At 38.6% G+C, this 20806-nt stretch carries 23 protein-coding genes and 2 rRNA genes; 13 read left to right on the forward strand and 12 right to left on the reverse strand.

What is annotated here, in order from left to right; genetic code table 11:
• The first annotated feature begins 45 nt into the window (after positions 1-45).
• On the forward strand, positions 46-441 hold the full coding sequence (locus C0Q33_RS08280) for a hypothetical protein (protein ID WP_101478135.1): 396 nt from the start codon (positions 46-48) through the stop codon (positions 439-441).
• 39 nt (positions 442-480) lie between these two features.
• Positions 481-813 (forward strand): hypothetical protein, encoded by a 333-nt coding sequence (locus C0Q33_RS08285; RefSeq protein ID WP_101478136.1) that lies wholly within the window; start codon positions 481-483, stop codon positions 811-813.
• A gap of 6 nt (positions 814-819) precedes the next feature.
• On the opposite strand, the gene C0Q33_RS08290 is transcribed toward C0Q33_RS08285, so the two are convergent.
• The 3 genes from C0Q33_RS08290 to C0Q33_RS08300 are packed head-to-tail and all read right to left on the reverse strand — an operon-like array spanning position 820 to position 1929.
• On the reverse strand, positions 820-1230 hold the full coding sequence (locus tag C0Q33_RS08290) for a hypothetical protein (protein ID WP_101478137.1): 411 nt from the start codon (positions 1228-1230) through the stop codon (positions 820-822).
• A 52-nt stretch (positions 1231-1282) separates the two neighbouring features.
• Positions 1283-1495, reverse strand: coding sequence for a hypothetical protein (locus tag C0Q33_RS08295; protein WP_101478138.1), 213 nt, complete (start codon positions 1493-1495; stop codon positions 1283-1285).
• Positions 1496-1539: 44 nt separating this feature from the next.
• Positions 1540-1929 (reverse strand): hypothetical protein, encoded by a 390-nt coding sequence (locus C0Q33_RS08300; RefSeq protein WP_133121051.1) that lies wholly within the window; start codon positions 1927-1929, stop codon positions 1540-1542.
• 93 nt (positions 1930-2022) lie between these two features.
• Here C0Q33_RS08300 and C0Q33_RS08305 point away from each other — a divergent pair, with 93 nt between their 5' ends.
• The gene (locus C0Q33_RS08305; RefSeq protein ID WP_101478140.1) at positions 2023-2499 is read left to right on the forward strand and encodes an acyl-CoA thioesterase; all 477 of its coding nucleotides are present in this window, start codon (positions 2023-2025) and stop codon (positions 2497-2499) included.
• A gap of 331 nt (positions 2500-2830) precedes the next feature.
• On the opposite strand, the gene C0Q33_RS09385 is transcribed toward C0Q33_RS08305, so the two are convergent.
• Together C0Q33_RS09385 and C0Q33_RS08310 are read right to left on the reverse strand one after the other, a co-directional pair.
• Positions 2831-2983 carry a hypothetical protein gene (locus tag C0Q33_RS09385; protein ID WP_165776485.1) on the reverse strand — a complete coding sequence of 51 codons (153 nt, stop codon included), beginning with the start codon at positions 2981-2983 and terminating at the stop codon, positions 2831-2833.
• 337 nt (positions 2984-3320) lie between these two features.
• Positions 3321-4112 (reverse strand): hypothetical protein, encoded by a 792-nt coding sequence (locus tag C0Q33_RS08310; RefSeq protein WP_133121052.1) that lies wholly within the window; start codon positions 4110-4112, stop codon positions 3321-3323.
• 312 nt (positions 4113-4424) lie between these two features.
• Between C0Q33_RS08310 and C0Q33_RS08315 the strand changes: the two genes are divergently transcribed.
• The gene (locus tag C0Q33_RS08315; RefSeq protein ID WP_245867405.1) at positions 4425-5345 is read left to right on the forward strand and encodes a transcription initiation factor IIB; all 921 of its coding nucleotides are present in this window, start codon (positions 4425-4427) and stop codon (positions 5343-5345) included.
• A gap of 13 nt (positions 5346-5358) precedes the next feature.
• Here the strand turns inward: C0Q33_RS08315 and C0Q33_RS08320 are convergent, their stop codons facing one another.
• Entirely contained in the window at positions 5359-5655 is a 297-nt protein-coding gene (locus C0Q33_RS08320) for a winged helix-turn-helix domain-containing protein (RefSeq protein ID WP_245867407.1), read from the reverse strand.
• Between the two features lie 86 nt (positions 5656-5741).
• On the opposite strand from C0Q33_RS08320, the gene C0Q33_RS08325 reads away from it, so the two are divergent.
• The 3 genes from C0Q33_RS08325 to C0Q33_RS08330 all read left to right on the forward strand — a co-directional run bounded on the left by C0Q33_RS08325 (position 5742) and on the right by C0Q33_RS08330 (position 7149).
• A complete protein-coding gene (locus tag C0Q33_RS08325) occupies positions 5742-6206 on the forward strand; it encodes a MarR family winged helix-turn-helix transcriptional regulator (RefSeq protein ID WP_165776486.1) in 465 nt (154 codons plus the stop codon).
• A 79-nt stretch (positions 6207-6285) separates the two neighbouring features.
• Positions 6286-6459, forward strand: a complete 174-nt coding sequence (locus tag C0Q33_RS09390; protein WP_165776487.1) for a hypothetical protein — start codon at positions 6286-6288, stop codon at positions 6457-6459.
• A gap of 30 nt (positions 6460-6489) precedes the next feature.
• Complete coding sequence (locus C0Q33_RS08330) at positions 6490-7149, forward strand: DUF2203 family protein (RefSeq protein ID WP_101478143.1); 660 nt, start codon at positions 6490-6492, stop codon at positions 7147-7149.
• A 152-nt stretch (positions 7150-7301) separates the two neighbouring features.
• Here C0Q33_RS08330 and C0Q33_RS08335 read toward each other — a convergent pair whose 3' ends face one another.
• Positions 7302-7553: a hypothetical protein gene (locus C0Q33_RS08335; protein ID WP_101478144.1), complete on the reverse strand. Its 252-nt coding sequence runs from the start codon at positions 7551-7553 to the stop codon at positions 7302-7304.
• 156 nt (positions 7554-7709) lie between these two features.
• On the opposite strand from C0Q33_RS08335, the gene C0Q33_RS08340 reads away from it, so the two are divergent.
• Positions 7710-9908, forward strand: coding sequence for a CDC48 family AAA ATPase (locus tag C0Q33_RS08340; protein ID WP_101478217.1), 2199 nt, complete (start codon positions 7710-7712; stop codon positions 9906-9908).
• Positions 9909-9920: 12 nt separating this feature from the next.
• On the opposite strand, the gene C0Q33_RS08345 is transcribed toward C0Q33_RS08340, so the two are convergent.
• From C0Q33_RS08345 to C0Q33_RS08355, 3 genes are all read right to left on the reverse strand, one after another.
• Positions 9921-10241 (reverse strand): HNH endonuclease, encoded by a 321-nt coding sequence (locus C0Q33_RS08345; RefSeq protein ID WP_101478145.1) that lies wholly within the window; start codon positions 10239-10241, stop codon positions 9921-9923.
• A gap of 18 nt (positions 10242-10259) precedes the next feature.
• Positions 10260-11210, reverse strand: coding sequence for a transcription initiation factor IIB (locus C0Q33_RS08350; RefSeq protein WP_245867408.1), 951 nt, complete (start codon positions 11208-11210; stop codon positions 10260-10262).
• Between the two features lie 100 nt (positions 11211-11310).
• Entirely contained in the window at positions 11311-11883 is a 573-nt protein-coding gene (locus C0Q33_RS08355; RefSeq protein ID WP_101478146.1) for a hypothetical protein, read from the reverse strand.
• Positions 11884-12009: 126 nt separating this feature from the next.
• Between C0Q33_RS08355 and C0Q33_RS08360 the strand changes: the two genes are divergently transcribed.
• On the forward strand, positions 12010-12723 hold the full coding sequence (locus C0Q33_RS08360; protein WP_101478219.1) for a PAC2 family protein: 714 nt from the start codon (positions 12010-12012) through the stop codon (positions 12721-12723).
• Between the two features lie 35 nt (positions 12724-12758).
• On the opposite strand, the gene C0Q33_RS08365 is transcribed toward C0Q33_RS08360, so the two are convergent.
• Together C0Q33_RS08365 and C0Q33_RS08370 are read right to left on the reverse strand one after the other, a co-directional pair.
• Positions 12759-13256, reverse strand: a complete 498-nt coding sequence (locus C0Q33_RS08365) for a hypothetical protein (RefSeq protein ID WP_101478147.1) — start codon at positions 13254-13256, stop codon at positions 12759-12761.
• Positions 13257-13298: 42 nt separating this feature from the next.
• Complete coding sequence (locus C0Q33_RS08370) at positions 13299-14615, reverse strand: aspartate aminotransferase family protein (RefSeq protein ID WP_101478148.1); 1317 nt, start codon at positions 14613-14615, stop codon at positions 13299-13301.
• A gap of 302 nt (positions 14616-14917) precedes the next feature.
• Here C0Q33_RS08370 and C0Q33_RS08375 point away from each other — a divergent pair.
• The 4 genes from C0Q33_RS08375 (at position 14918) to C0Q33_RS08385 (ending at position 20686) form a co-directional block, all read left to right on the forward strand.
• A 16S ribosomal RNA gene (locus C0Q33_RS08375) occupies positions 14918-16387 on the forward strand.
• A 153-nt stretch (positions 16388-16540) separates the two neighbouring features.
• A 23S ribosomal RNA gene (locus C0Q33_RS08380) occupies positions 16541-19539 on the forward strand.
• Together the 16S and 23S rRNA genes form the textbook arrangement of a ribosomal RNA operon.
• Before the next feature lie 135 nt (positions 19540-19674).
• Positions 19675-19830: a hypothetical protein gene (locus C0Q33_RS09395; RefSeq protein WP_165776484.1), complete on the forward strand. Its 156-nt coding sequence runs from the start codon at positions 19675-19677 to the stop codon at positions 19828-19830.
• A gap of 622 nt (positions 19831-20452) precedes the next feature.
• Positions 20453-20686: a hypothetical protein gene (locus tag C0Q33_RS08385; RefSeq protein WP_101478149.1), complete on the forward strand. Its 234-nt coding sequence runs from the start codon at positions 20453-20455 to the stop codon at positions 20684-20686.
• Positions 20687-20806 lie beyond the last annotated feature (120 nt).

Genomic DNA, 20806 nt, shown 5'->3' on the forward strand with positions numbered 1-20806 from the left:
AATAATTTACCAAACCCTAAAAAATGAGAGTATTGAATTCTTATTGTGAACAAAACTGTTGTTGTATTACTTTTTACCATGATTATGGTATTTTCCATTATTCCGTCTGGATATTCTCAAACTAAATCTGGTGCTACACTTGAAAATGGTATGTGGGACACAAAAGTTGGAAAACAAGTACAGATAACAACCGATGTTGCTAATGGTCTAGACAGGTCTCAACCCTTTGCGTATATAGTCCAAGTGCAAAACCAAGACGGTGTAGTGTATTCTTTATCCTGGATTACCGGAACGCTTGATGCAGGACAATCACTTAGTCCCTCTCAGTCATGGATGCCTACCACTCCTGGTACATATACTGCACAGATCTATGTGTGGACAAGTGTAAATAATCCAGATGCATTGTCTCCCACACTTACAATGAAGATTGTAGTATCGTAAATTAGTATCAGTTATAATTTAGAAATTTTTAAGCATATTGTGGACAGGGCAAGAAAGATCTCAACTTACCTTATAATTGCAGTGGCGTTTGGTTTTAGCATATATTTTTTTATTTCGCCCTTTCTTGGTTCTCAAGATCAAAGTCTAATGCCGGGTTTAAACCAGAGTCCTGATTCTGTTTCTACGCTAACCAGTGACGTAGATACATGTGTAACAAATCCGACTTCTGATTGTGACCAAGAAATGTTGCAGATAGTAAACTTCTGTAAAGACAATAAAGATCAGCATGTTCCGGTCTGTACTGATGCAAGGGTACCACAATATGTTGACCAGCGTGGTCTTGAACGTCCTACTATTAACACTGGGAGATAATTTTTTTTATTTTTGAGCTTCTTGCATGAATCTTTCCATGTTCTGCTTTACTAGAGGAATTATTTTCTTTGTAATTATTTGATGGAAATCATCTGCATCAGGATCAAATGACAACAACAATACGTGTGCAAGTCTTCTGTTTTCATCTGCTATTGGTATTGTAGCTCTAATGATATTTGCATAATGTGAACTTGCATAGGATATTCTTCCAAGAAGGTATTCCCATCTTAGTCTAGTGTATTGCCTTGTGGCAGCAGTTATTGCGTACTGTGCCCTCTCTTCTGGTTTCATGATGGGGGTCAGACCAGTTCTCTCTGATACTCCTTCAAGTGTTCCATCTCCATCTGCAATTCCTGCAAATCTTATCTTTTGGTCTAGTGCAACTACGCTTTTACAGAAATCTTCAAAAAATGCCATTCATTAGAGGGATATCAGTTAAGCTATATTTGCTTTCTGGGGGGATTTCATTTTATACCGTATCTTGTTTTATGCTTGACGGTCTTGCTTTTTGAAAGATGAAATTACAAAGTAGCATAAATCCAATCCATAATCCAAGCATTAGAACAGGTGTATACTGGCCTATGCATTGATGACAGACAAATTTGTTTACAAAAAATACTATGACTCCTCCAACTAGGGCTCCAGTTATGTAATCTAGAAATCTCCACCAGAAATATTTCATTTGTTATCTGTAATTTACATAAAATATAAGATTGATTTTTTACGTTAGGAAAAGTGTTTTTTGATGTTTTCTACTTCTATCTTTATCCATTCGCAAAATATCTTCCAAATAGTACTAGATGTAGTAGCATACTGAAAGAAAGTGAACATTACTGCAGTAGAATCATCAGGAAGAGAAATTATTCTAAGATATGCTGGTGTCATATTGTCTTCAGTAGAACCGGCATAGATGTCAATAAGGCCTGCTTTTTCGTTTGTGTCTAGTCGTATGAATACTTCACCAATTGGTGTTACTGCCTTGTATTTACCATCTGCTAAAATTATCTTTTTAACAAACTTTGTACTCCATTTTGGAAGATTTTCAATGTTTGATAAAAATGCAAATACTTTATTTTTTGATACAGTCACTACACAAGTCTCCGTAACAGAGTTCAATGTTTTTTGTCACGATGTCTATTACTTAAACGGTGTTTTACGGATAACCAAAGAACAAACTCATAAATTAATCAGTTGTTTGATTGCAATACTATGTCTTTAAAACCAAAGAGTGTTGAAGAGTCAAAAACTGAGATGACTGTAAGGATGTTTCCTTCTGATGCAAATCCTGCAGGTAATGTCTTTGGTGGAGAAATTCTAAAACAAATTGACTTGATATCTGGACTTGTCGCTCAAAGACACTGTAAGAAAAATGCAGTAACGGCATCAATTGATAGAGTAAACTTTCTCAAACCTGTTATGGTTGGAAACGCAATCATACTCAATGCTAGACTAAACTACGTATCTCATTCCTCAATGGAGATTGAAGTCAAAGTTGAAGCAGAAAATTTGATGACAGGAAATAGGATCCTAACAAATACTGCTTTTGTTACTTCTGTTGCATTGGACGACTTTGGAAAGCCGACTCTAGTTCCTTCACTTATACTTGTAACAGAGGATGATAAGAAACGATTTGCAGAAGGAGAACAGAGAATGTTGCAGAGAAAAAGAGAAAGAAAGAAAGACTAATTGGCATTTTTTCTAGTTATTTATAATTTGATGACTAATTCATTTTGAAATGGACGAGTATTTTTAGCGTTTCTTAATAATTTCATATTACTGAGTGTGATATTATGTATGATACCTAAAAACTCACGTCGTTATTTCTAATATCTCATCTAATTTTTAGATTAGGGTATCTTCTGAGTGGTTTATTCAAAATGAAAACACATGCACATATGAAGCACTTTCACGTATGGAGTGTAATCAACTTGAAAGGGGACTCGGATCTTAAATCGGGGTCTGACCGACCCCTTTAATTTACAGAAAATAATATTATGCTGATTCTAAAAAACTGGAATTAGTTTTCGGATTCATTAAATTTCTCATCTTGTTCGTAACCCATTGCTAATTCTGCTTGATGTAGTTCTTCTTTTGCTTGTTCATGCTCCATCTGTTTTATCTCTTCTTCTGTTTTATCTTCAATTTTTATTTTCTTTTTCTTTGATTTCATCAAAGTCATTATTGTACAAGATTAATATTAAAATGATCTAGATTATCAATTTTGAGAAGTGTTTTGAAGTCTTCTTGATTTACATGACTACTAAAATACATGTCTCATACAGTTAAAATATGAAAAATCTAACACCTCTATGTTTGAAATTGTTTTCATTGTAAAACTCTGAGATCTTTGGTGTTTTCTAATGAATTTTGAAAAGATTGTAGACAGATCTGATTCTCAAAGTGATATTCTCTTGATTGCTGTGGGTGATTGGATATTTTTTACCAAAAAATGATTTTGATGATAATTAGTAATTTATCTGAAAATGTATTCTCGAATATCTTTGATTCTAATACATGCAGTCAAATGTGCCTGGAGGGGGATTTTTTATTCTATTCTGGAATTCCTGGGCTGGATATTTCTTATCTACTGTATATGGTATGAATCCAAAAATTGGTGCATCTATTGAAGTTGTTATTGTAGCTTTGGTTGGATCAAACGTAGCATTTTGATTTCCAATTTTGGTTACTGCTTCTTTATTTATTGCAAATATTCCATCCAATATGGCTGCAGATTTTGGTGATAATGTAGATCCTGCAATGGTAGCTTTTTCGATCTCATCTGTATTATAAAATGCAGTTATTTCATACTTGGTAAATGTGGCTGGAAAATATGCCGGATTGCATACATCTGATTTTATTGCAAGCTGGGTTTCAGAAATTACTGTCTGCTGGCCATGATGAGGACGAAATTGTAAGTTATTTACTGCGTATACGTCTAGTCCGATATATGCGACAAGTATTATCGCAACTACTATGCCAACTGATGCATATTTTTTGATTGGGGCTCTCTTCACATCTTCTCTCTCAGAGACTTCTGGATTAGGAATTTCTGAATTTAATTCAGGAATGATATTATCAGCAACATTCATTGGTTTTACAGTATCACCGCTCATGTTGTCAGAATTTGAAATTGGATTGGATGGAGATTGACTCTGTACAAGACTCTCGATGTATTTATGATCCTCAAAAGAAATCGATTCACCATTTTTAATTGTAGTCAGAATATCTTGCAGCCTTCCAACATCTCCCCTCTCAGATTTTATTAGTTCTTCAATTGAACGGATTAAATCTTCTGACATTCCTTTGTAGCAAGCTATTCTTAATTTAAAGCAAGTGGATGCTAAATCACTCTTTGCTGATGTGTATGTTTGTACCGGATACATAACAGCATAATCGTATATTCTAATACATGTGATTTGAATAAAGTTGATACAACTGAATAAAACTAAAAATCTTGATGAGTATAGATCTAACATGACCGAAAAAGCATTTAGGATGAAAATTATTTTATTCCATAGTCTTAGAATGAGAAATTAGCTATAGCTACTGCGAAATAACCCTAGTATTTGTCGCAAATTACTAATTAATCAAATTTGACATAATATACCCAATTGCAAGATGAGATGTTTGACAAATGCAAATTAGATGTCTGTACTAGGGGACCTCTTATAACGGACAATGATGCGGGTGAAATTCTCTGTTCAAGCTGCGGTCAAGTTTTGATAGAAAAAATAGATAGTGTAGGACCTGAATTACGCTCGTTTGATCTTGAACAATTTAACGATAAAAGTAGAACCGGAGCTAAATCAAGTCTTGCTATACATGATATGGGTCTTGCAACCACCATAGGAAGTCAAGACAAAGATGCTTCTGGTAATTCACTATCTGGGTACATGAAAAATACATTTAACAGACTTAGAATCTGGGATAGTAGAAGTAAATCAAAAGGAAACGATTCCAATCTACGGAAAGCATTTGTGTTACTTGATACAATGAAATCACAACTTTCGCTTCCAGATAATGTAATTGAAGAAACTGCATATATCTACAGAAAGGCAGCTGCTCTAAAACTAACTCGCGGAAGGGGGATTTCTTCAATACTTTATGCGGCGTTATATGCTGCCTGTAGAAAGACTGCAACTCCCAGGACTTTACGAGATATTGCAAAAGCTGGAAATATTAGAAAAGGTGATCTTGCCACTGCATACCGAACGATGGTAAAAAGTCTGGATCTAAAGTTGGAACCTTATGATCCTGTAGAATTTGTAACTAAAATTTGTAGTATGATTAATGTCAGTGAAAGTACACGAAGAAATGCTTTGAATTTATTGTTGAAATCTGAAGATGCTGGATTTTCTATAGGAAAAAATCCGATGTCTTTAGTTGCAGCAGCGGTTTACTTGGCAACATGCACCACTAATGAGAAAAAAACACAAGTAGAGATTGCAAAGGTTTGCGGTGTAAGTAATGTTTCTGTAAGAAATCTGACTAAACTCTTTAAAGTAAAATTGGGTCTTGTAATAGAAGAATAATCTATTTGCTAATCTAACATCTTATTTTTATTTCCTGAGCAATTTCTAGAAATTTTTGCATCTGGTGATAGAATTGAATTCCTTTTTCGGTAATTATAAAAGAACGACTTTTCTTATCTATTCTGGATTCCATAAGTCCAAAATCAAGTAATTTTTGACATTTTTCCATTGCGGTATAATGTGATAGGTTTGCTCTTCTTGCAATTGACGATATTATTGTACCCTGAATGCCACAATCCATTGTTACTTGTAGTATCTCTGAGACTATTCCTAACTCTGATCGGTATTGTTGTTTCATACTAATTGCCATTTCTTTTTTCTCCTCTCATTGTTTTCATATCTAGTGTATAGGATAAGGTCTATATAATCATTAGCTTCCTAATGATTAGGAGACAAATGAAAAAGTTTGATTATGAAAATAGTATAGGCTTTGTAGTTTACTCTGCGTCCAAAACTTTTCAAAAGGCATTTGATCTTGAACTGCGTAATAAAATAGGAATAACAATAACCCAATCAAAAGTCATATTTGCTCTCTACCTACATTCTGGTCTTACTCAAAGAGAACTTGCTGATAAGATAGGAATTGAAAGTCCTACGCTTGTGCCAATAATTGACAAAATGGAAGAGGATGGGTATGTAGAAAGAAAGTTAGACTCTCAAGATAGGAGAATAAAAAGAGTCTATACTACCTCCAAGACAGATTCACTATGGGATTCTATTATGGAATCTGCTACACAAATTAAGAAAATTTCAACAAAAGAGGTTTCAGAACAAGAAATAAAATCAGCGCTTGGGATCATAAAAAAGATAACGGGAAACTTGTCAACATATCTTGGAGATTCTGAAATTACAGAACTCTAAAAGATGATGGATTGAAAAAAGAGTACAAGTTAACACTCATGGCTAAACCCTATTTACCTGCAAATGTATCTAGAAAGGGATGGCTGTACTCAAATCAATTGGACGAGTTTTGGTATTAATTGTTAGTGGAATTGCAATAGTGGTAGTTGGGGGATTTATGATGGGTGCAGTAGCCAAGTTATATCTACCAGGACGTAAAAAGGATGGACATGAACCTCCAGAGAGATTGTATGAGCGTAAAAAAACAGATTAATATAAAACTGATAAGTTTTGAATTCTGAAAATGTCTCAAACCAGTTCAAGTAATTCACAAATTTCTAAGTTACAATCTGTGACATATTTCACTCCTGCCCGTTCTATTGCAGAAGCTAACACTATCTTATCAAAGGTAGAAGAAATTGTTGAAAAATACACTACATCCTTAATGCATTGGAAAAAAGAAAATGATACTATTCAGCATGCATCTGACTCACTTTGGGATTTGGCAAGAGTTGAGGCAATGAAATCTAACTGTACTAACACTTGGGATTCTGCATGGAATTATGCTTGGAAAGAAGCAAGCCAATCTGCCAGAAATAATTATGGTTGGTATGGTAGTGAATTTCTCTCTGGTGAAACTGTAAGGGATGTGGCAAGAGATGCTGCAAAATATGCTGCAAGATATGCAGCATTTGAATCAGTCAAAGAAAAACTTGGCGGAATTAATCCTTTTGAATATGTTATTGAATTGTACTCAATGGGCCTTCGACCAACATATTTTAGAAAAATAGATGAACAAGAAAAATTTGTAGTAGATTTTCCACTAAAAGTAGATGGTAAAAATGTAATTGGCTGCTATGTGCATGGTGACAAGGAGATTTCATTTACACATCAATGGATTGATTATTGCGCAAATCTTAAACCGACAAATAATCCTGAATCCAATAGATCATTTACATTATAGATACACATCTCTTAAGTATCATAATTATTTTATAAAATCATCATGTGTGAAATGATTGATGACATAGAAATCGAACATCTTAGAATGGTACTAGCTAGGGCAAGAAGAACGATGCAAGAAACAATAAAGGAAGAGCCCTTGGCTTCTATTGCCTAATGATTCCACTCGTTAGAAATATCATTCCAAAGGAAACGATAAGGCTTGGCGTCTTCTGAAATCTCTTCCCTAACTCTATGTTCTATGGAAAAATACATGTTTTCAAGTGCGTCAACTCCACCATCAGCAAATAACTCTCGGCCTATCTCCTTAATTCTATCTTCTTTGATGGAATAATCTGAAGCACTAGAGTTTTGAATACAATATGTTATGAGATCGTATAATTCTTCTTCAAGATATGCATCCAATTCGATCTTGAAATTACATTTATGGTATAAAAGTTCTCAATTATTTTGTATTATGGGATTTTTTACTCCTTTTGTTCCTTGTCAGATCTAGTAAGTAAATGTCATGTGTATCAAAGATTCCAAAGGTATAACAAGACATGCCTTCCATGTATATGTATAGCCCAAAATTCTATTCAATTAAAAATATTGGAAGCGTATACTCGTGATGTAGGTCGAGGTGTAACACGTATTGATTATGAATCAATGGATGCTCTTGGTGCATCAACTGGTGATATTTTAGAAATTACTGGAAAACGAAGATCTGTTGCGAGATGTCTTCCACTATATCCATCTGATGAAGGGAAAGGAATTATCCGAGTTGATGGTCTTGGCAGGAACAACACAGGTATTGGAATTGGTGATACTGTAACTGTACGGAAAATAAAAACTGTTCCTGCAGAAAAAGTCATAGTTGCACCGCTTGATTCTATACCTCCAATTGACGAAAGATATCTTACTGACTCTCTAGAAAATATTCCGCTTGTAAAAGGTGATAATATAATGGTGCCATACTTTGGTGGCAGGTTGACATTTCAGGTAATTGGAATTACTCCAGCTACTGACGCAGTACTTGTAACGCCAAAGACAGAATTTCATATTGCTGAAAAAGGAGAGAGTCTACGTGGAGTACCACAGGTATCATATGAAGACATTGGCGGAATGTCTGATGAAATAAGAAAAGTACGAGAAATGATTGAACTTCCAATGCGACATCCAGAAATATTTGAGAAACTAGGTGTTGAAGCTCCAAAAGGTGTCTTACTGTATGGAGTGCCAGGAACTGGCAAGACACTGTTAGCAAAAGCAGTTGCAAATGAGACTAATGCGCACTTTATCAGTATATCAGGTCCTGAGATAATGAGCAAATTCTATGGTGAAAGTGAGGCAAGACTACGTGAGATATTCAAGGAGGCAAAAGAAAAAGCACCTTCAATTATTTTCATAGATGAAATTGATTCTATTGCACCAAAACGAGAAGAGGTAACAGGAGAAGTTGAGAGAAGAGTAGTATCACAAATGTTATCCCTCATGGACGGTCTTGAAGGAAGAGGTAAAGTAATTGTTATTGCTGCAACAAATAGGCCAAATGCACTAGATCCAGCTCTAAGAAGGCCTGGAAGATTTGATAGGGAAATTGAGATCAAAGTGCCTGATAAAAAGGGAAGACTAGAGATTTTATTGATTCATACTAGAAACATGCCTCTAACTGAAGATGTAAACTTGGAAAAAATTTCAGGCTCAAGTCATGGATATGTAGGAGCTGATTTGGAGTATTTATGCAAAGAAGCTGCAATGAAATGCCTACGACGATTATTGCCCGAAATCAATTTATCTGACGAAAAAATTCCCCCAGAAACTTTGGATAAACTTATTGTAAATGCTGATGACTATCAACTTGCATTCCGGGATGTAACTCCTGCTGGAATGCGTGAGGTGTATATTGAAACTCCTGATGTACAGTGGAGCCAAATTGGTGGACTTGAGAATGTAAAACGAGAACTTCAGGAAGCTGTAGAATGGCCAATGAAATATCCTAATCTTTACTCTCAGCTTGGATATAGAATGCCACGAGGTATTTTGCTACATGGGCCAAGTGGAACTGGCAAAACACTTTTGGCAAAAGCCGTAGCAACAGAGAGTGAGGCAAATTTCATCTCAGTAAAAGGTCCTGAATTACTATCTAAATGGATAGGTGAATCAGAGCGTGGAATTCGAGAAATATTTAGAAGAGCAAGACAGTCTTCACCATGTGTCATATTCTTTGATGAAGTTGATTCTATTGCTCCGATTAGAGGAATGGGAGAGAGTGCAACTACAGAAAAAGTTGTCAGTCAATTACTAACAGAGATGGACGGAATCACTTCTTTGAATGGTGTAGTGGTAATAGCTGCAACTAATAGAGCTGACATGATTGATCCAGCACTAATCAGACCTGGTAGATTTGATAAAATCATTGTAGTTCCAATTCCAGATAAGGAAGGCAGACTCAAAATATTGGAGATTAGTTCACGTGATATTCCAATTGAAAAGGAGATGGGAACTCCAACTGGACTAAACCCCGATTATGTTGATTTGACAAAGATTGCAGAGATGACTGATGGTATGAGCGGAGCAGATGTTGCAGCAATTGCAAATACTGCTGCCTCTATCGTATTACATAACTTTGTTGAAAAATATCCTGATCCAAAAGAGGCAGAAAAACAAGTTGAAATGGCAAAGGTAAAGATGAAAGACTTTGAGGAAGCGGTAAAGAAGGTCAAGATCCAAAAGGATCTTAAAGTTGGGCAAAAGGTAGCTATATCACACTTTAGATAATTTTTTTAGAAATTATAATTTCTCAACGTTTATTGTACCTGATGACGTTACCTTGCAATTTATGGTTCCATCCTGATTTCTTACATTGTTCTTAGAATGAACTGGATACAGATTTGTTATGTCATCTGAATCCAGGTCGCGATTTATTTTGTCTATATGCCATCCAAATGGAGAGTTGACATTTTCATATTCCGTTCTTTCAATCCATGCACCACAATTATCTTTTCTAAAATTATTAGGAATGTTGTATTCATCAATCTGACCTTTTTGCCACACCTTTAGGATTACATCTTCAGCATAGGACATCTTGTTAATTTTATGGGTAGCTGACAAATTTTTTAGAGTAATTCTTCAAGCCAATTCGGACCTTGTTTTTTTGTCCGGAACTTGAATATCCAAGAGTTCTCGTAATCCCTTGTATCTATTTCGTATGGTTACTTCTGTTACCCCTGCTGCAATTGCAATTACCTTTTGAGTTGTACTGTCTCCATGTATTGCACAAGATAGATACAATGCTGCAGCGGCAAGGCCCATTGGATCCTTTCCTGCCGAAATCTCTTTTTCATTTGCTTGTTCTAAAATCTTAAGTGCCTCTCGTTTTACTTTCTCACTAAGACCTGATTCACTTGCAATTCTTGACATGCATTTTATTGGATCAAGTACTGGCATAGTCATGTCCAGCTCTTGTAATAATAATCTGTAACATCTTGAGACATCTTTCTTTTTCACATTGATTCTTCTTGCAACTTCGTTTAATGTTCTAGGTGTGCCGGTTTCTCTGCATGATAAATATAATGCAGCTGCAATTAATCCTGGAATTGATCTACCTTTTGCTAATCCTTTTTCTAATGCCTTTCTATAGATGTATGCAGTCTTTTCAACTACTGCATCTGATAGAGCAAGTTTGTCTTTTAGTCTACTAAGTTCACTGAATGCTTGTCTACAATTTCTTTCAGTTGCCTCATGTACTTGGCTTCTACTATCCCATGTTCTAAGACGTGTGATTGTATTTTTCATTGATGCTGACAATGGTTTCCCAGTCGAGTCCTTATTTGCCTGTCCGATTACTGTTGCAAGTCCCATGTCATGCATTGCAAGGGATGTTGGAACACCAGTTCTTGCCCTATCTTCGAACTGTTCTTTTGAAAATGATTGTCTCTCTGGACCCAAGTCGTTTACAATTTCATTTACTACAAATCCACACCCTCCACAGAATCGCTCACCTGTAGTACCGTCTGTTAACATCTTGGCTTTTCCACATCTACCACAGCGTGCGTCCAATTCAGAGCCTTGTACTACCATAAATAACACACCTGTCAAGCTGTTATCCCATAATAACCCAACTATTTTTCCAATAAATTCTTGGAAATCCTTCTATTTGTCTTGAAAATTTGAATTGAAACTAGGCATAAAGAAATTCTGATGGGACTAGCCATGTCTCTTGATAGTCTAGATTTTTATCTACTAGAAGTATCCCCAGTTTGTATTTTTTTGCCATATCTATAATAAAATCTGAAAGTGTACTTTTTTCTAAAATGGAAGGTAATTCCAAAATATCTGTAGCCAAGAGCACTCGAGTACTTGGCATCTCTTTTTTTACACTAAAGACATCTTTTTGAATTTCTAATATTGATTGTCTGGTAATTTCAGGTTGAATAAGAACAACAATGACTCTTTTTTCTTTTCTTGCCACTAGATCAAACCTATACTGAGGATCAAAATCTGAATAGGATGTATCATGTTTTACATGCCATTGCATATCCCTTAGATAATCTGCTACTATGTCTTGTATCATGCCAAGTTCAAGTAAATCTCTAGTTAATTCTACACTTTTGTGCGCCCTTAGTAATGATTTAAAATATTTGTCAATTATTTGTTTAGAATACTTTGATATTTTTTCTTTCATGAAAATTGAATTGAGAAGAGTCTTGTTCTCAGAATATTTACTAAATGGATATGGTTCTCTATCTTCCAACAAGATACCTACGAATATCTAGTAAATAATCGCTCGCAGCCCATTCTACTTCTATTTTTGACAAAAAGACAGAATGAGTCAAGTCTGAGAGATAAGATATTAATCATAAAAGATCATATGATAAGTATGGATTTTATACAAAAGAGTGAGCCTGATGTTTCAAAACCTCTCTTAATTGCAGCCATGCAAGATATGGGCGATGTAGGAAGTATTGTGATTGATTTTATCAATTCAAATCTAAATACATCGATATTTCGTGAAGTACAACCATCATACCCTGCATATGTCATTGATAACGGAGGATACATTGACATTCCAGAAGAAAAATGGGACTATAGATATGCAAAAGATATCATTGTATTTGGAGGAGGTTCTGGTCAACCATCCTCTACGGAAGAGCTCAACGTATTATGTCAAGATGTCATAAATGTGGCAAAAAAACATTCTACAAGATTCATCTACACATTAGGTGGTTTTCATACTCAAAAACCAATTGATGGCGAACCCAAAACATTTGTCACTACTACATCTAAAGATCTAACAGAACAAGTACGAAAACTTGGGATACTGACAACTCCTGAATCTTCTATTATTACAGGATTTAATGGATTGATACTTGGATTTGCAAAGATGAATGGAATACAGGGAATTGGTTTGTATGCTGAATTGAATGAACCAAAACTTCCACAGTATCGTTCTGCAAAGAGTATACTTAAGACACTTGAAAAGATGACTTATCGAAAGTTTGGTGATACATCTGATCTTGATTCCATGGCTCAAGATATAGAATCACGCACTCGTGGAAAACGCTTTGATCCTGATCAAAGTTATTCTACTTGATTAAATAAAAGAAACTTTTTCCAATTGATTATATTTTATAGGTGAATTGGTCTGAATCTTGTAATGGTCACTATTGCTATAATTCCTATTGCTAATGCAATGGCAGCTATTGGTCCAAACTCTGGCACCACGGTAGTTCCGACAATGGATATGTTCTCAGTAAGAGGAGTGATTGGTATTGATATTGCTGTATCTCCAGTTTCATTTGTTATGGAGTAATTCGTAATTATGTTATTGTCTACAAAGACTCCGATAAATGGACCGCTAATTAGTCCAGTTGGTAGTTTCAGAATCAAAGTGCTATTTGTATCAGTTTTTCCAACCAAGTTGAAACTTATGGACTTGTCTTTTGTACTAACTGATGGGCTTATGATGTCCTTTACTGATGAATACTGTATGCTGTATGTTGTCAATCCATCCCCTGCATCTTTTCCAAAAAATGGACTGGTCTTGAAATTTTCAGCAAAGGAGGACGATACTGCCATCGGGGCAAGTAAAATTGTAATTACTGCAACGATGATTATCTTATACACAACTGGAATCTCTTTATTTGATTAGTTAATGAGCTTGGCTAATTATTTTAACGAAACTGCGAATCTCTTTGAAGCTTCAAGCAGGTCCTTAATGTCTGATTCTGAATGTACGTAGGATATTGCCCCAAGCTTACCTGGAAGGAAGAATATCTTCTCTTTGGCAATCAATTCGAAATGGTATTTTTTTAGGATATCTATGTTGCACTTTGATGCTTCTTCTGCATTTGTAATCTGTGTTATACCGTTTGCCAAAAAATGTGGCATAAATAATGATCCCATTCCTGTGATTATTGCCTTGTCTTGTAATATTTTTGATAATCCTTTTCGTGTTTCTTCTCCCAGTCTCCCAATTTTTTTATAGACTGGAACAGAGTTTTTCTTTAAAAATTTTAACATTGCCTTTCCTGACGTCATAGTCATAGGATTGGCAGAAAATGTTCCTCCTCCAATATATGATCTATCGATTCTTTTATTTGAGTTAGCATCGGTAATTTTCATCACTTCCTCTTTTCCACAAATCACTCCGATTGGAAATCCGCCGCCAACAATTTTTCCTAATGTTACAATATCTGGGTCAAGATTCATTGTTTTGTAAAGACAACCAAATCTGAATCTAAAGCCTGTAACAATCTCATCTAAAATAAAAAGTGCGTTATTACTATGAGTGAATTCTTGAATTCCTGTAAGATATTCTTTTGTTGCGGGAATGCAACCTGCACCGCCAAGCAATGGTTCTATTATTATGCCGGCTAGATTGTTTTTTACAGATTCTAAAATTGAGATTGATTTTTCTAGATTGTTATACGGAATGGAAATTATGTGTTCTTCATCTATTAATCCTGCGCTCTCTGATTGATCAAATGGATAGTTGACTGATTTTAGTAAATCGGTTGTATATCCATGCCACCCACCTTCAATTTTTGCAATTATTTTTTTTCCAGTTTTCGCTCTTGCAATTCTTGTTGTATACATTGTAGCTTCAGTTCCAGTAGAAACATATCGAATCTTTTCAGCAACTGGAACTGCTTTTTGTATTATCTCTGAAAATTCTACCGTATTTTCGTTTACGGTTCCATGCATCCAACAATGTTGAATTTGTTTTCTAACCTTGTCTGCGACCTTTGGTACGGCATGACCTAAAATGAGGCTCCAATGACCCATCCAATAATCTGTGTATTTGTTACCGTCTACATCTATCAGATACTTGCCTTTTGCAGACTTTGTGACAAACGGATATGGCTCGAAAAATCTTATGTTGTGACTAACACCGTTGACATGAAGTTTTTTTGATCTCTCAAATATCTTGGCGGATTTCTTGGTATTTTTCTTATATGTATCTAAAGTAGAAGACAACTGCATGCAATTGCCAGTCTGTTTAATATTAGTGATCGGATAATAATTATAAAAAAAGCAGGTTTTGGGCATGGTTTATATTATTTCTCTTTGATCCCCTTTTTGCATACGTAACAGCAAGGCGGCGCTTGTGATGATGTTTGGTAGTATACCAGTTTGTGATTCACAGGCCTCCAGTTACGCATACAATATGTGGGTTTGATCAAAAGATCTTATCCGAAGTTTGAAGAAAGTGTGTGCAATCCACCAATTTCCAATAAATATTACGTCTTACTTCGACGCGTACTGAAATATGTACGAACAAAACGAATCCGGTTGATCCTGCCGGACCTGACTGCTATCGGATTGGTACTAAGCCATGCGAGTCATTGTAGCAATACAAGGCGGACGGCTCAGTAACACGTAGTCAACCTAACTCGTGGACGTGGATAACCTCGGGAAACTGAGAATAAACCACGATAGATCATAGTGCCTGGAATGGCTTATGGTCCAAACAGTTTACTGCCATGGGATGGGACTGCGGCCTATCAGCTTGTTGGTGAGGTAATGGCCCACCAAGGCGATTACAGGTACGGGCTCTGAGAGGAGAAGCCCGGAGATGGGTACTGAGACACGGACCCAGGCCCTATGGGGCGCAGCAGGCGAGAAACCTTAGCAATGTGCGAAAGCACGACTGGGTCAGTCCGAGTGATTCCTGATAAAGGAGTCTTTTGCCTGTCCTAAAAGCACAGGTGAATAAGGGGTGGGCAAGTCTGGTGTCAGCCGCCGCGGTAATACCAGCACCTCGAGTGGTCAGGACGTTTATTGGGCCTAAAGCATCCGTAGCCGGCTCTGCAAGTCTTCGGTTAAATCCACCTGCTCAACAGATGGGCCGCTGGAGATACTACAGAGCTAGGGAGTGGGAGAGGCAGACGGTATTCAGTGGGTAGGGGTAAAATCCTCTGATCCATTGAGGACCACCAGTGGCGAAGGCGGTCTGCCAGAACACGTTCGACGGTGAGGGATGAAAGCTGGGGGAGCAAACCGGATTAGATACCCGGGTAGTCCCAGCTGTAAACGATGCAAACTCGGTGATGCATTGGCTTATGGCCAATGCAGTGCCGCAGGGAAGCCGTTAAGTTTGCCGCCTGGGAAGTACGGACGCAAGTCTGAAACTTAAAGGAATTGGCGGGGGAGCACCACAAGGGGTGAAGCCTGCGGTTCAATTGGAGTCAACGCCAGGAATCTTACCCGGGGAGACAGCAGAATGAAGGTCAAGCTGAAGACTTTACCAGACAAGCTGAGAGGAGGTGCATGGCCGTCGCCAGCTCGTGCCGTGAGGTGTCCTGTTAAGTCAGGTAACGAGCGAGATCCCTGCCCTTAGTTGCTGCAGTTACTCTCAGGAGTAGCTGGGCTAACTAAGGGGACCGCCACTGCTGAAGTGGAGGAAGGAGGGGGCCACGGCAGGTCAGTATGCCCCGAAACCCTGGGGCTACACGCGGGCTGCAATGATAGAGACAACGGGTTCCGAACTCGAAAGAGGGAGGCAATCCTTAAACTCTATCTCAGTTATGATTGAGGGCTGCAACTCGCCCTCATGAATATGGAATCCCTAGTAACCGCGCGTCATAACCGCGCAGTGAATACGTCCCTGCTCCTTGCACACACCGCCCGTCGCTTCATTGAAGTTGGGTTTGTGCGAGGTGACGCCTAATTGACGTCATCGAACACGAGTTTAGCAACAAGGGAGAAGTCGTAACAAGGTGACCGTAGGGGAACCTGCGGTCGGATCACCTCCTTAAACATAATTGGGTTGTGTGGGTTGCCCACACTTTCTTCAACAAAAAAGATGCAACTGGACAAGAAATTGTTCGGTGAAGGACGTAGCTGGTACCCGTAACCTGGGACTAGCGATGATCGTCGTGTATAGTCGTGTAATATTATGACTGAATATGCTGATGTGCCGACGCCAATAGAGGGATGGCTTGGCTTGAGAAGAGATGAAGGACGTGGCAAGCTGCGATAAGCTTAGGGTAGGTGCAGGCGACCTGTGATCCTGAGATGTCCGAATAGGAATCCAATGCGTTAAGCATACTCAATTACAATGGTAGTTGAGATCGAACCGTGGGAAGTGAAGCATCTGAGTACCACGTGGAAAAGAAATCAACAGAGATTTCCCAAGTAGCGGCGAGCGAAAAGGAAACAGCCCAAACTGAATCTGCCATGGTAACATGGTAGAGATGTGGTGTTGTTATGATATTACGATCCTCAAATCAGAGCTTAAGTGGCCTGGAAAGGCCTGGCGAAGAAGGTGAAACCCCCGTGAGCGAAAGAAGAGAGGATCTTATCATAACGCGAGTAGTTGTCCTTGGTAGTGGGCAATGAATATAGGTGAAAGTAGCATCTAAGGCTAAATATTTCTCAAGACCGATAGCGGAGTAGTACCGTGAGGGAAAGCTGAAAAGTACCCCGGAAGGGGGGTGAAAAGTGCCTGAAATCTATTGGTTACAGACGTGCATGGCATGAAAGGAGTTTTTGTCAGATTGGAGGTTCTAGCAATAGGGCTGAAGGTCTGGCGTTCATAGCTCCAGTGTCATGCGTTCCGTCTAGAAACACGGGCCAGGGAGCTTACTGTTATGGCAAGCCTAAATCTATAAAGATGGAGGCGAAGGGAAACCAAGTTCCCGCAGTGAATAACGAGGGGAAGCGTGTGAAAGTGCGTAGAGTCATAGCGGCAAGGCTAGAAACCAGACGATCTATCCCTGAACAAGACGAAGTTGGGCGAAAGCCTGATGGAGGTCTGAAGCAGTTCTAACGTGCAATTTGTTTGTCTGATTTGGGGATAGGGGTCAAAAACCAATCTAGTCTGGTGATCGCTAGTTCCTAACGAAGTGTATCGCAGTACAGCCTTTATGGAGACAGCGTGTCCTGTAGAGCACCGATAGGGCATGTCGGGAGAGAAATCTTTCGCTGCCCATTCAAACTCCGAAGGGATGTGCGTCGTAGAAGTAAAGAGACGGATTTACGTGGCGTAAGGCTCGTAATCAAGAGGGGGACAACCCAGACTGAAGTTAAGGTCCCCAAGTTTTTGCTAAGTGTCAAACTGAAGGGCGTATTTAAGCCAAGACAGCAGGGAGGTAAGCTCAGAAGCAGCTATCCTTTAAAAAGTGCGTAACAGCTTACCTGCCGAGCTTGGATGCCCCAAAAATGGACGGGGCTAAAGCAAAGCACCGATACTTCAGATTGTTATCATATGATAACACATGGTAGTTAGGCGTAGGGATTGGGTCGAAGCAGGGCCGTGAGGTCCTGTGGACCGATTCCTATTGCAGATCCTGGCGGCAGTAACAGCATAGTGGAGTGAGAATCTCCACCATCGCAAGCGTAAGGGTTTCCCGGCAATGCGTCGTCAGCCGGGAGTTAGTCGATCCTAAGATCAACCTCAACAGAGTTGATCGAACGGGAAACTTGTTAATATTCAAGTACCTTATAGGTGCGTTATAATCTAGCATACGCTTTCGGATAGGGCTTACAGAACCATCGTTCTGTCTAAGCGTTCAAGAGTTGGGGAGTGTCGCAATGACGAGAACCAATTCGAGACGTTAATGGCTTGGCGTTAGCTGAGTTTGCTCGAGTCCAAGAGACCATGAAAAAATGTGTAGTGAGCGTCTTATAATGATCGTACCGAGATCCGACACAGGTGCGCTGGATGAGAAGTCTAAGATGTATCGGGTATACCGTAGGCGAGGGAACTCGGCAAAATAGTCCTGTACCTTTGGTATAAGGGATGCCTGCAGCGGTAATGTAGAATTGCCGTCGCAGGTCGCAGTGACAAGGGGGTCCCGACTGTTTAATAAAAACACAGGTGACTGCTAGTCCGAAAGGATGCGTATAGTCACTGAATCCTGGCCAGTGCAGGTACCTAAAACTTGGGTTCAACTGAGCTAAGGGCCTGTAAACGCCGGGAGTAACTCTGACTCTCTTAAGGTAGCCAAATGCCTTGTCGGGTAAGTTCCGACGTGCATGAATGGAACAACGAGGGCCCCGCTGTCCCCGCCTACAACCCGGTGAAGCCACATAAGCTGGACGAACAGTCCAGCATCTTCCATCGGGGAGAGAAGACCCCGTGGAGTTTTACTGCAGCTTGTGCTTGTGGTATGGTGGAATTTGCATAGAGTAACTGGTAGCCATGCTAACGCATTTTCGGGTGCGTTGGAAGCAAAAGTGTAACACCAGTCATTTTCCTTCGTACCTCTTACCTCATTAGTTTGAGGGACAGGTGCAGGTGGGCAGTTCGGCTGGGGCGGCACCCCTTCGAAAAGATATCGAAGGGGCCCAAAGTTCAGTTCAAACGGGTCAGAAATCCGTTGAAGAGGGCAAGGCCACAAACTGGACTGACTGGATCTCCAAACGCACGGGATTCAGAGAAGAAATTCGGGCCTAGCGATCCATGACGTCCCCACTATTGGGGGCTCGTGGTGACAGAAAAATTACCCCAGGGATAACAGGCTCGTCGCGGGCGAGAGCTCCTATCGACCCCGCGGTTTGGTACCTCGATGTCGGCTTTTCCCATCCTGGCCCTGCAGCAGGGGCCAAGGGTGAGGCTGCTCGCCTATTAAAGGGGAACATGAGCTGGGTTTAGACCGTCGTGAGACAGGTCGGACTCTGCCTGATGGAAGCGTGGATACTTGAGGGGAAGTTGCTCCGAGTACGAGAGGAACAGAGCAGCGTGGCCTCTGGTTTAACGGTTGTCTGATAAGGCAAGCCGTGCAGCTAAGCCATTTAGGCTAACTCCTGAAAGCATCTAAGGAGGAAACCTATCCCGAGAAAAGGTATCCGGTCGTAAGACGAAGGGTGGCAGCAGAAGACTGCTTTGATAGAACAGCAGTGTATGCCCCAAGGTTCGCCGAGGGGCGAGCTGGCTGTTACTAACAACCCAATACATCAGTCAGTCATAATACATAGAGACTATACACGACACAATCATACGTCATTTCTTTTTTCAATTTTTCATTCTAAAATTGTATTTAGTGTAAACTATAGAGCGATCACTTTTATCTGACGCGGTATGTAATATGTTAGAAAAATGAGCAGTATAGAACGTATCCAGATTCACTGTGATTGTGGTATCTGTGGGCATCATACAGAAAAAGAATGCATTGAAAAGGAATGCAAGTGTTGTCTTAACTTTCATGTAAGATCTGGACCAAAATCCAGTTCCCATGGAAAACGACTAAATTAGAATAAACAAAATTTTTGTATTTTATTTTTGTCTAGTGTATATGCTATATTGCAGATCTTGATAATTGCGATCAAGGATGTAATGGAAATTGCTTAAACACTAGTATGACTATCTACCATCTAGTGACACAAGGCAGAAAACACCACTGTTCAGAATGTCATCGTAATTTTGTATGTGATAGTCAACAATGCCTGCTTGAAATTGTTTATCCGTGCTGTAACTGTGATTATAATAATCAGCACATGGTCTCAGAATACGTTAGTGATCCTATTCAAGATACTATACTCTGTAAATGTAAAGAAAAGAAATGAAAAAACTACCTGCCAATAAAACTATTCATCTTGGTGGGTTTGACGGTATTCTTGTTGTAGACAGGGACAAAAAGAAAAAAACGAATCACTCGTATTGAATTCCTGACTTATATATGTGCCAAACACTGTCTAATCATGTTAAAAGAAATCATTGCAAAAATTAAATCTTGCACTTGTAACAAGTCATCGCATAATGACATAAATGCATTAAAAGAATCTGAAGAATCAAAGAAACAATAGGTTCTGAACTCTTTTTTATTTTACTAATATGATACAATTAAATCAAATACTGGGAAATTCAATGTTCTGATATGGGTATTAGAACTGTATCAGAATATGTGCAATTCTATCTGGGACTGAATATGCAAAATAGTATTAGCCTTTCAAGTTTTGTATATAATGAAAAACTAGTAATGACAAATAAACTGGAAAATAGTTCATTAAAAAAAGAACAGATTGTGCAAGGACTTAAAATTCTAGATGATCTCTTGACTGAAATACGAACTGTTGGAGAACGTACAGTTATAGAAAAATATACGAAATGAGTAATGGCTAAAATTTATTATGATCAGACCATCTCTGGCTAATTTATTGGGGAATCTTTAAGGTACGCAGGAAATCTACGACTGTATGAAACGTAGAACGCCTATTCTAGTGGTAGGTTG

Origin of the sequence: Candidatus Nitrosotalea bavarica (assembly GCF_900167955.1) — an archaeon.
In the GTDB taxonomy this organism is placed as follows: Archaea; Thermoproteota; Nitrososphaeria; order Nitrososphaerales; family Nitrosopumilaceae; genus Nitrosotalea; species Nitrosotalea bavarica.

Coding starts and splice junctions, on each gene's coding strand:
- C0Q33_RS08290 (WP_101478137.1), bottom strand. CDS start 1,230: ATGGCATTTTTTGAAGATTTCTGTAAAAGCGTAGTTGCACTAGACCAA.
- C0Q33_RS08295 (WP_101478138.1), bottom strand. CDS start 1,495: ATGAAATATTTCTGGTGGAGATTTCTAGATTACATAACTGGAGCCCTA.
- C0Q33_RS08305 (WP_101478140.1), top strand. CDS start 2,023: ATGTCTTTAAAACCAAAGAGTGTTGAAGAGTCAAAAACTGAGATGACT.
- C0Q33_RS09385 (WP_165776485.1), bottom strand. CDS start 2,983: ATGAAATCAAAGAAAAAGAAAATAAAAATTGAAGATAAAACAGAAGAA.
- C0Q33_RS08310 (WP_133121052.1), bottom strand. CDS start 4,112: ATGTCAGAAGATTTAATCCGTTCAATTGAAGAACTAATAAAATCTGAG.
- C0Q33_RS08320 (WP_245867407.1), bottom strand. CDS start 5,655: ATGGCAATTAGTATGAAACAACAATACCGATCAGAGTTAGGAATAGTC.
- C0Q33_RS08325 (WP_165776486.1), top strand. CDS start 5,742: ATGAAAAAGTTTGATTATGAAAATAGTATAGGCTTTGTAGTTTACTCT.
- C0Q33_RS09390 (WP_165776487.1), top strand. CDS start 6,286: ATGGCTGTACTCAAATCAATTGGACGAGTTTTGGTATTAATTGTTAGT.
- C0Q33_RS08330 (WP_101478143.1), top strand. CDS start 6,490: ATGTCTCAAACCAGTTCAAGTAATTCACAAATTTCTAAGTTACAATCT.
- C0Q33_RS08350 (WP_245867408.1), bottom strand. CDS start 11,210: ATGGTAGTACAAGGCTCTGAATTGGACGCACGCTGTGGTAGATGTGGA.
- C0Q33_RS08360 (WP_101478219.1), top strand. CDS start 12,010: ATGGATTTTATACAAAAGAGTGAGCCTGATGTTTCAAAACCTCTCTTA.
- C0Q33_RS08370 (WP_101478148.1), bottom strand. CDS start 14,615: ATGCAGTTGTCTTCTACTTTAGATACATATAAGAAAAATACCAAGAAA.
- C0Q33_RS09395 (WP_165776484.1), top strand. CDS start 19,675: ATGAGCAGTATAGAACGTATCCAGATTCACTGTGATTGTGGTATCTGT.
- C0Q33_RS08385 (WP_101478149.1), top strand. CDS start 20,453: ATGGGTATTAGAACTGTATCAGAATATGTGCAATTCTATCTGGGACTG.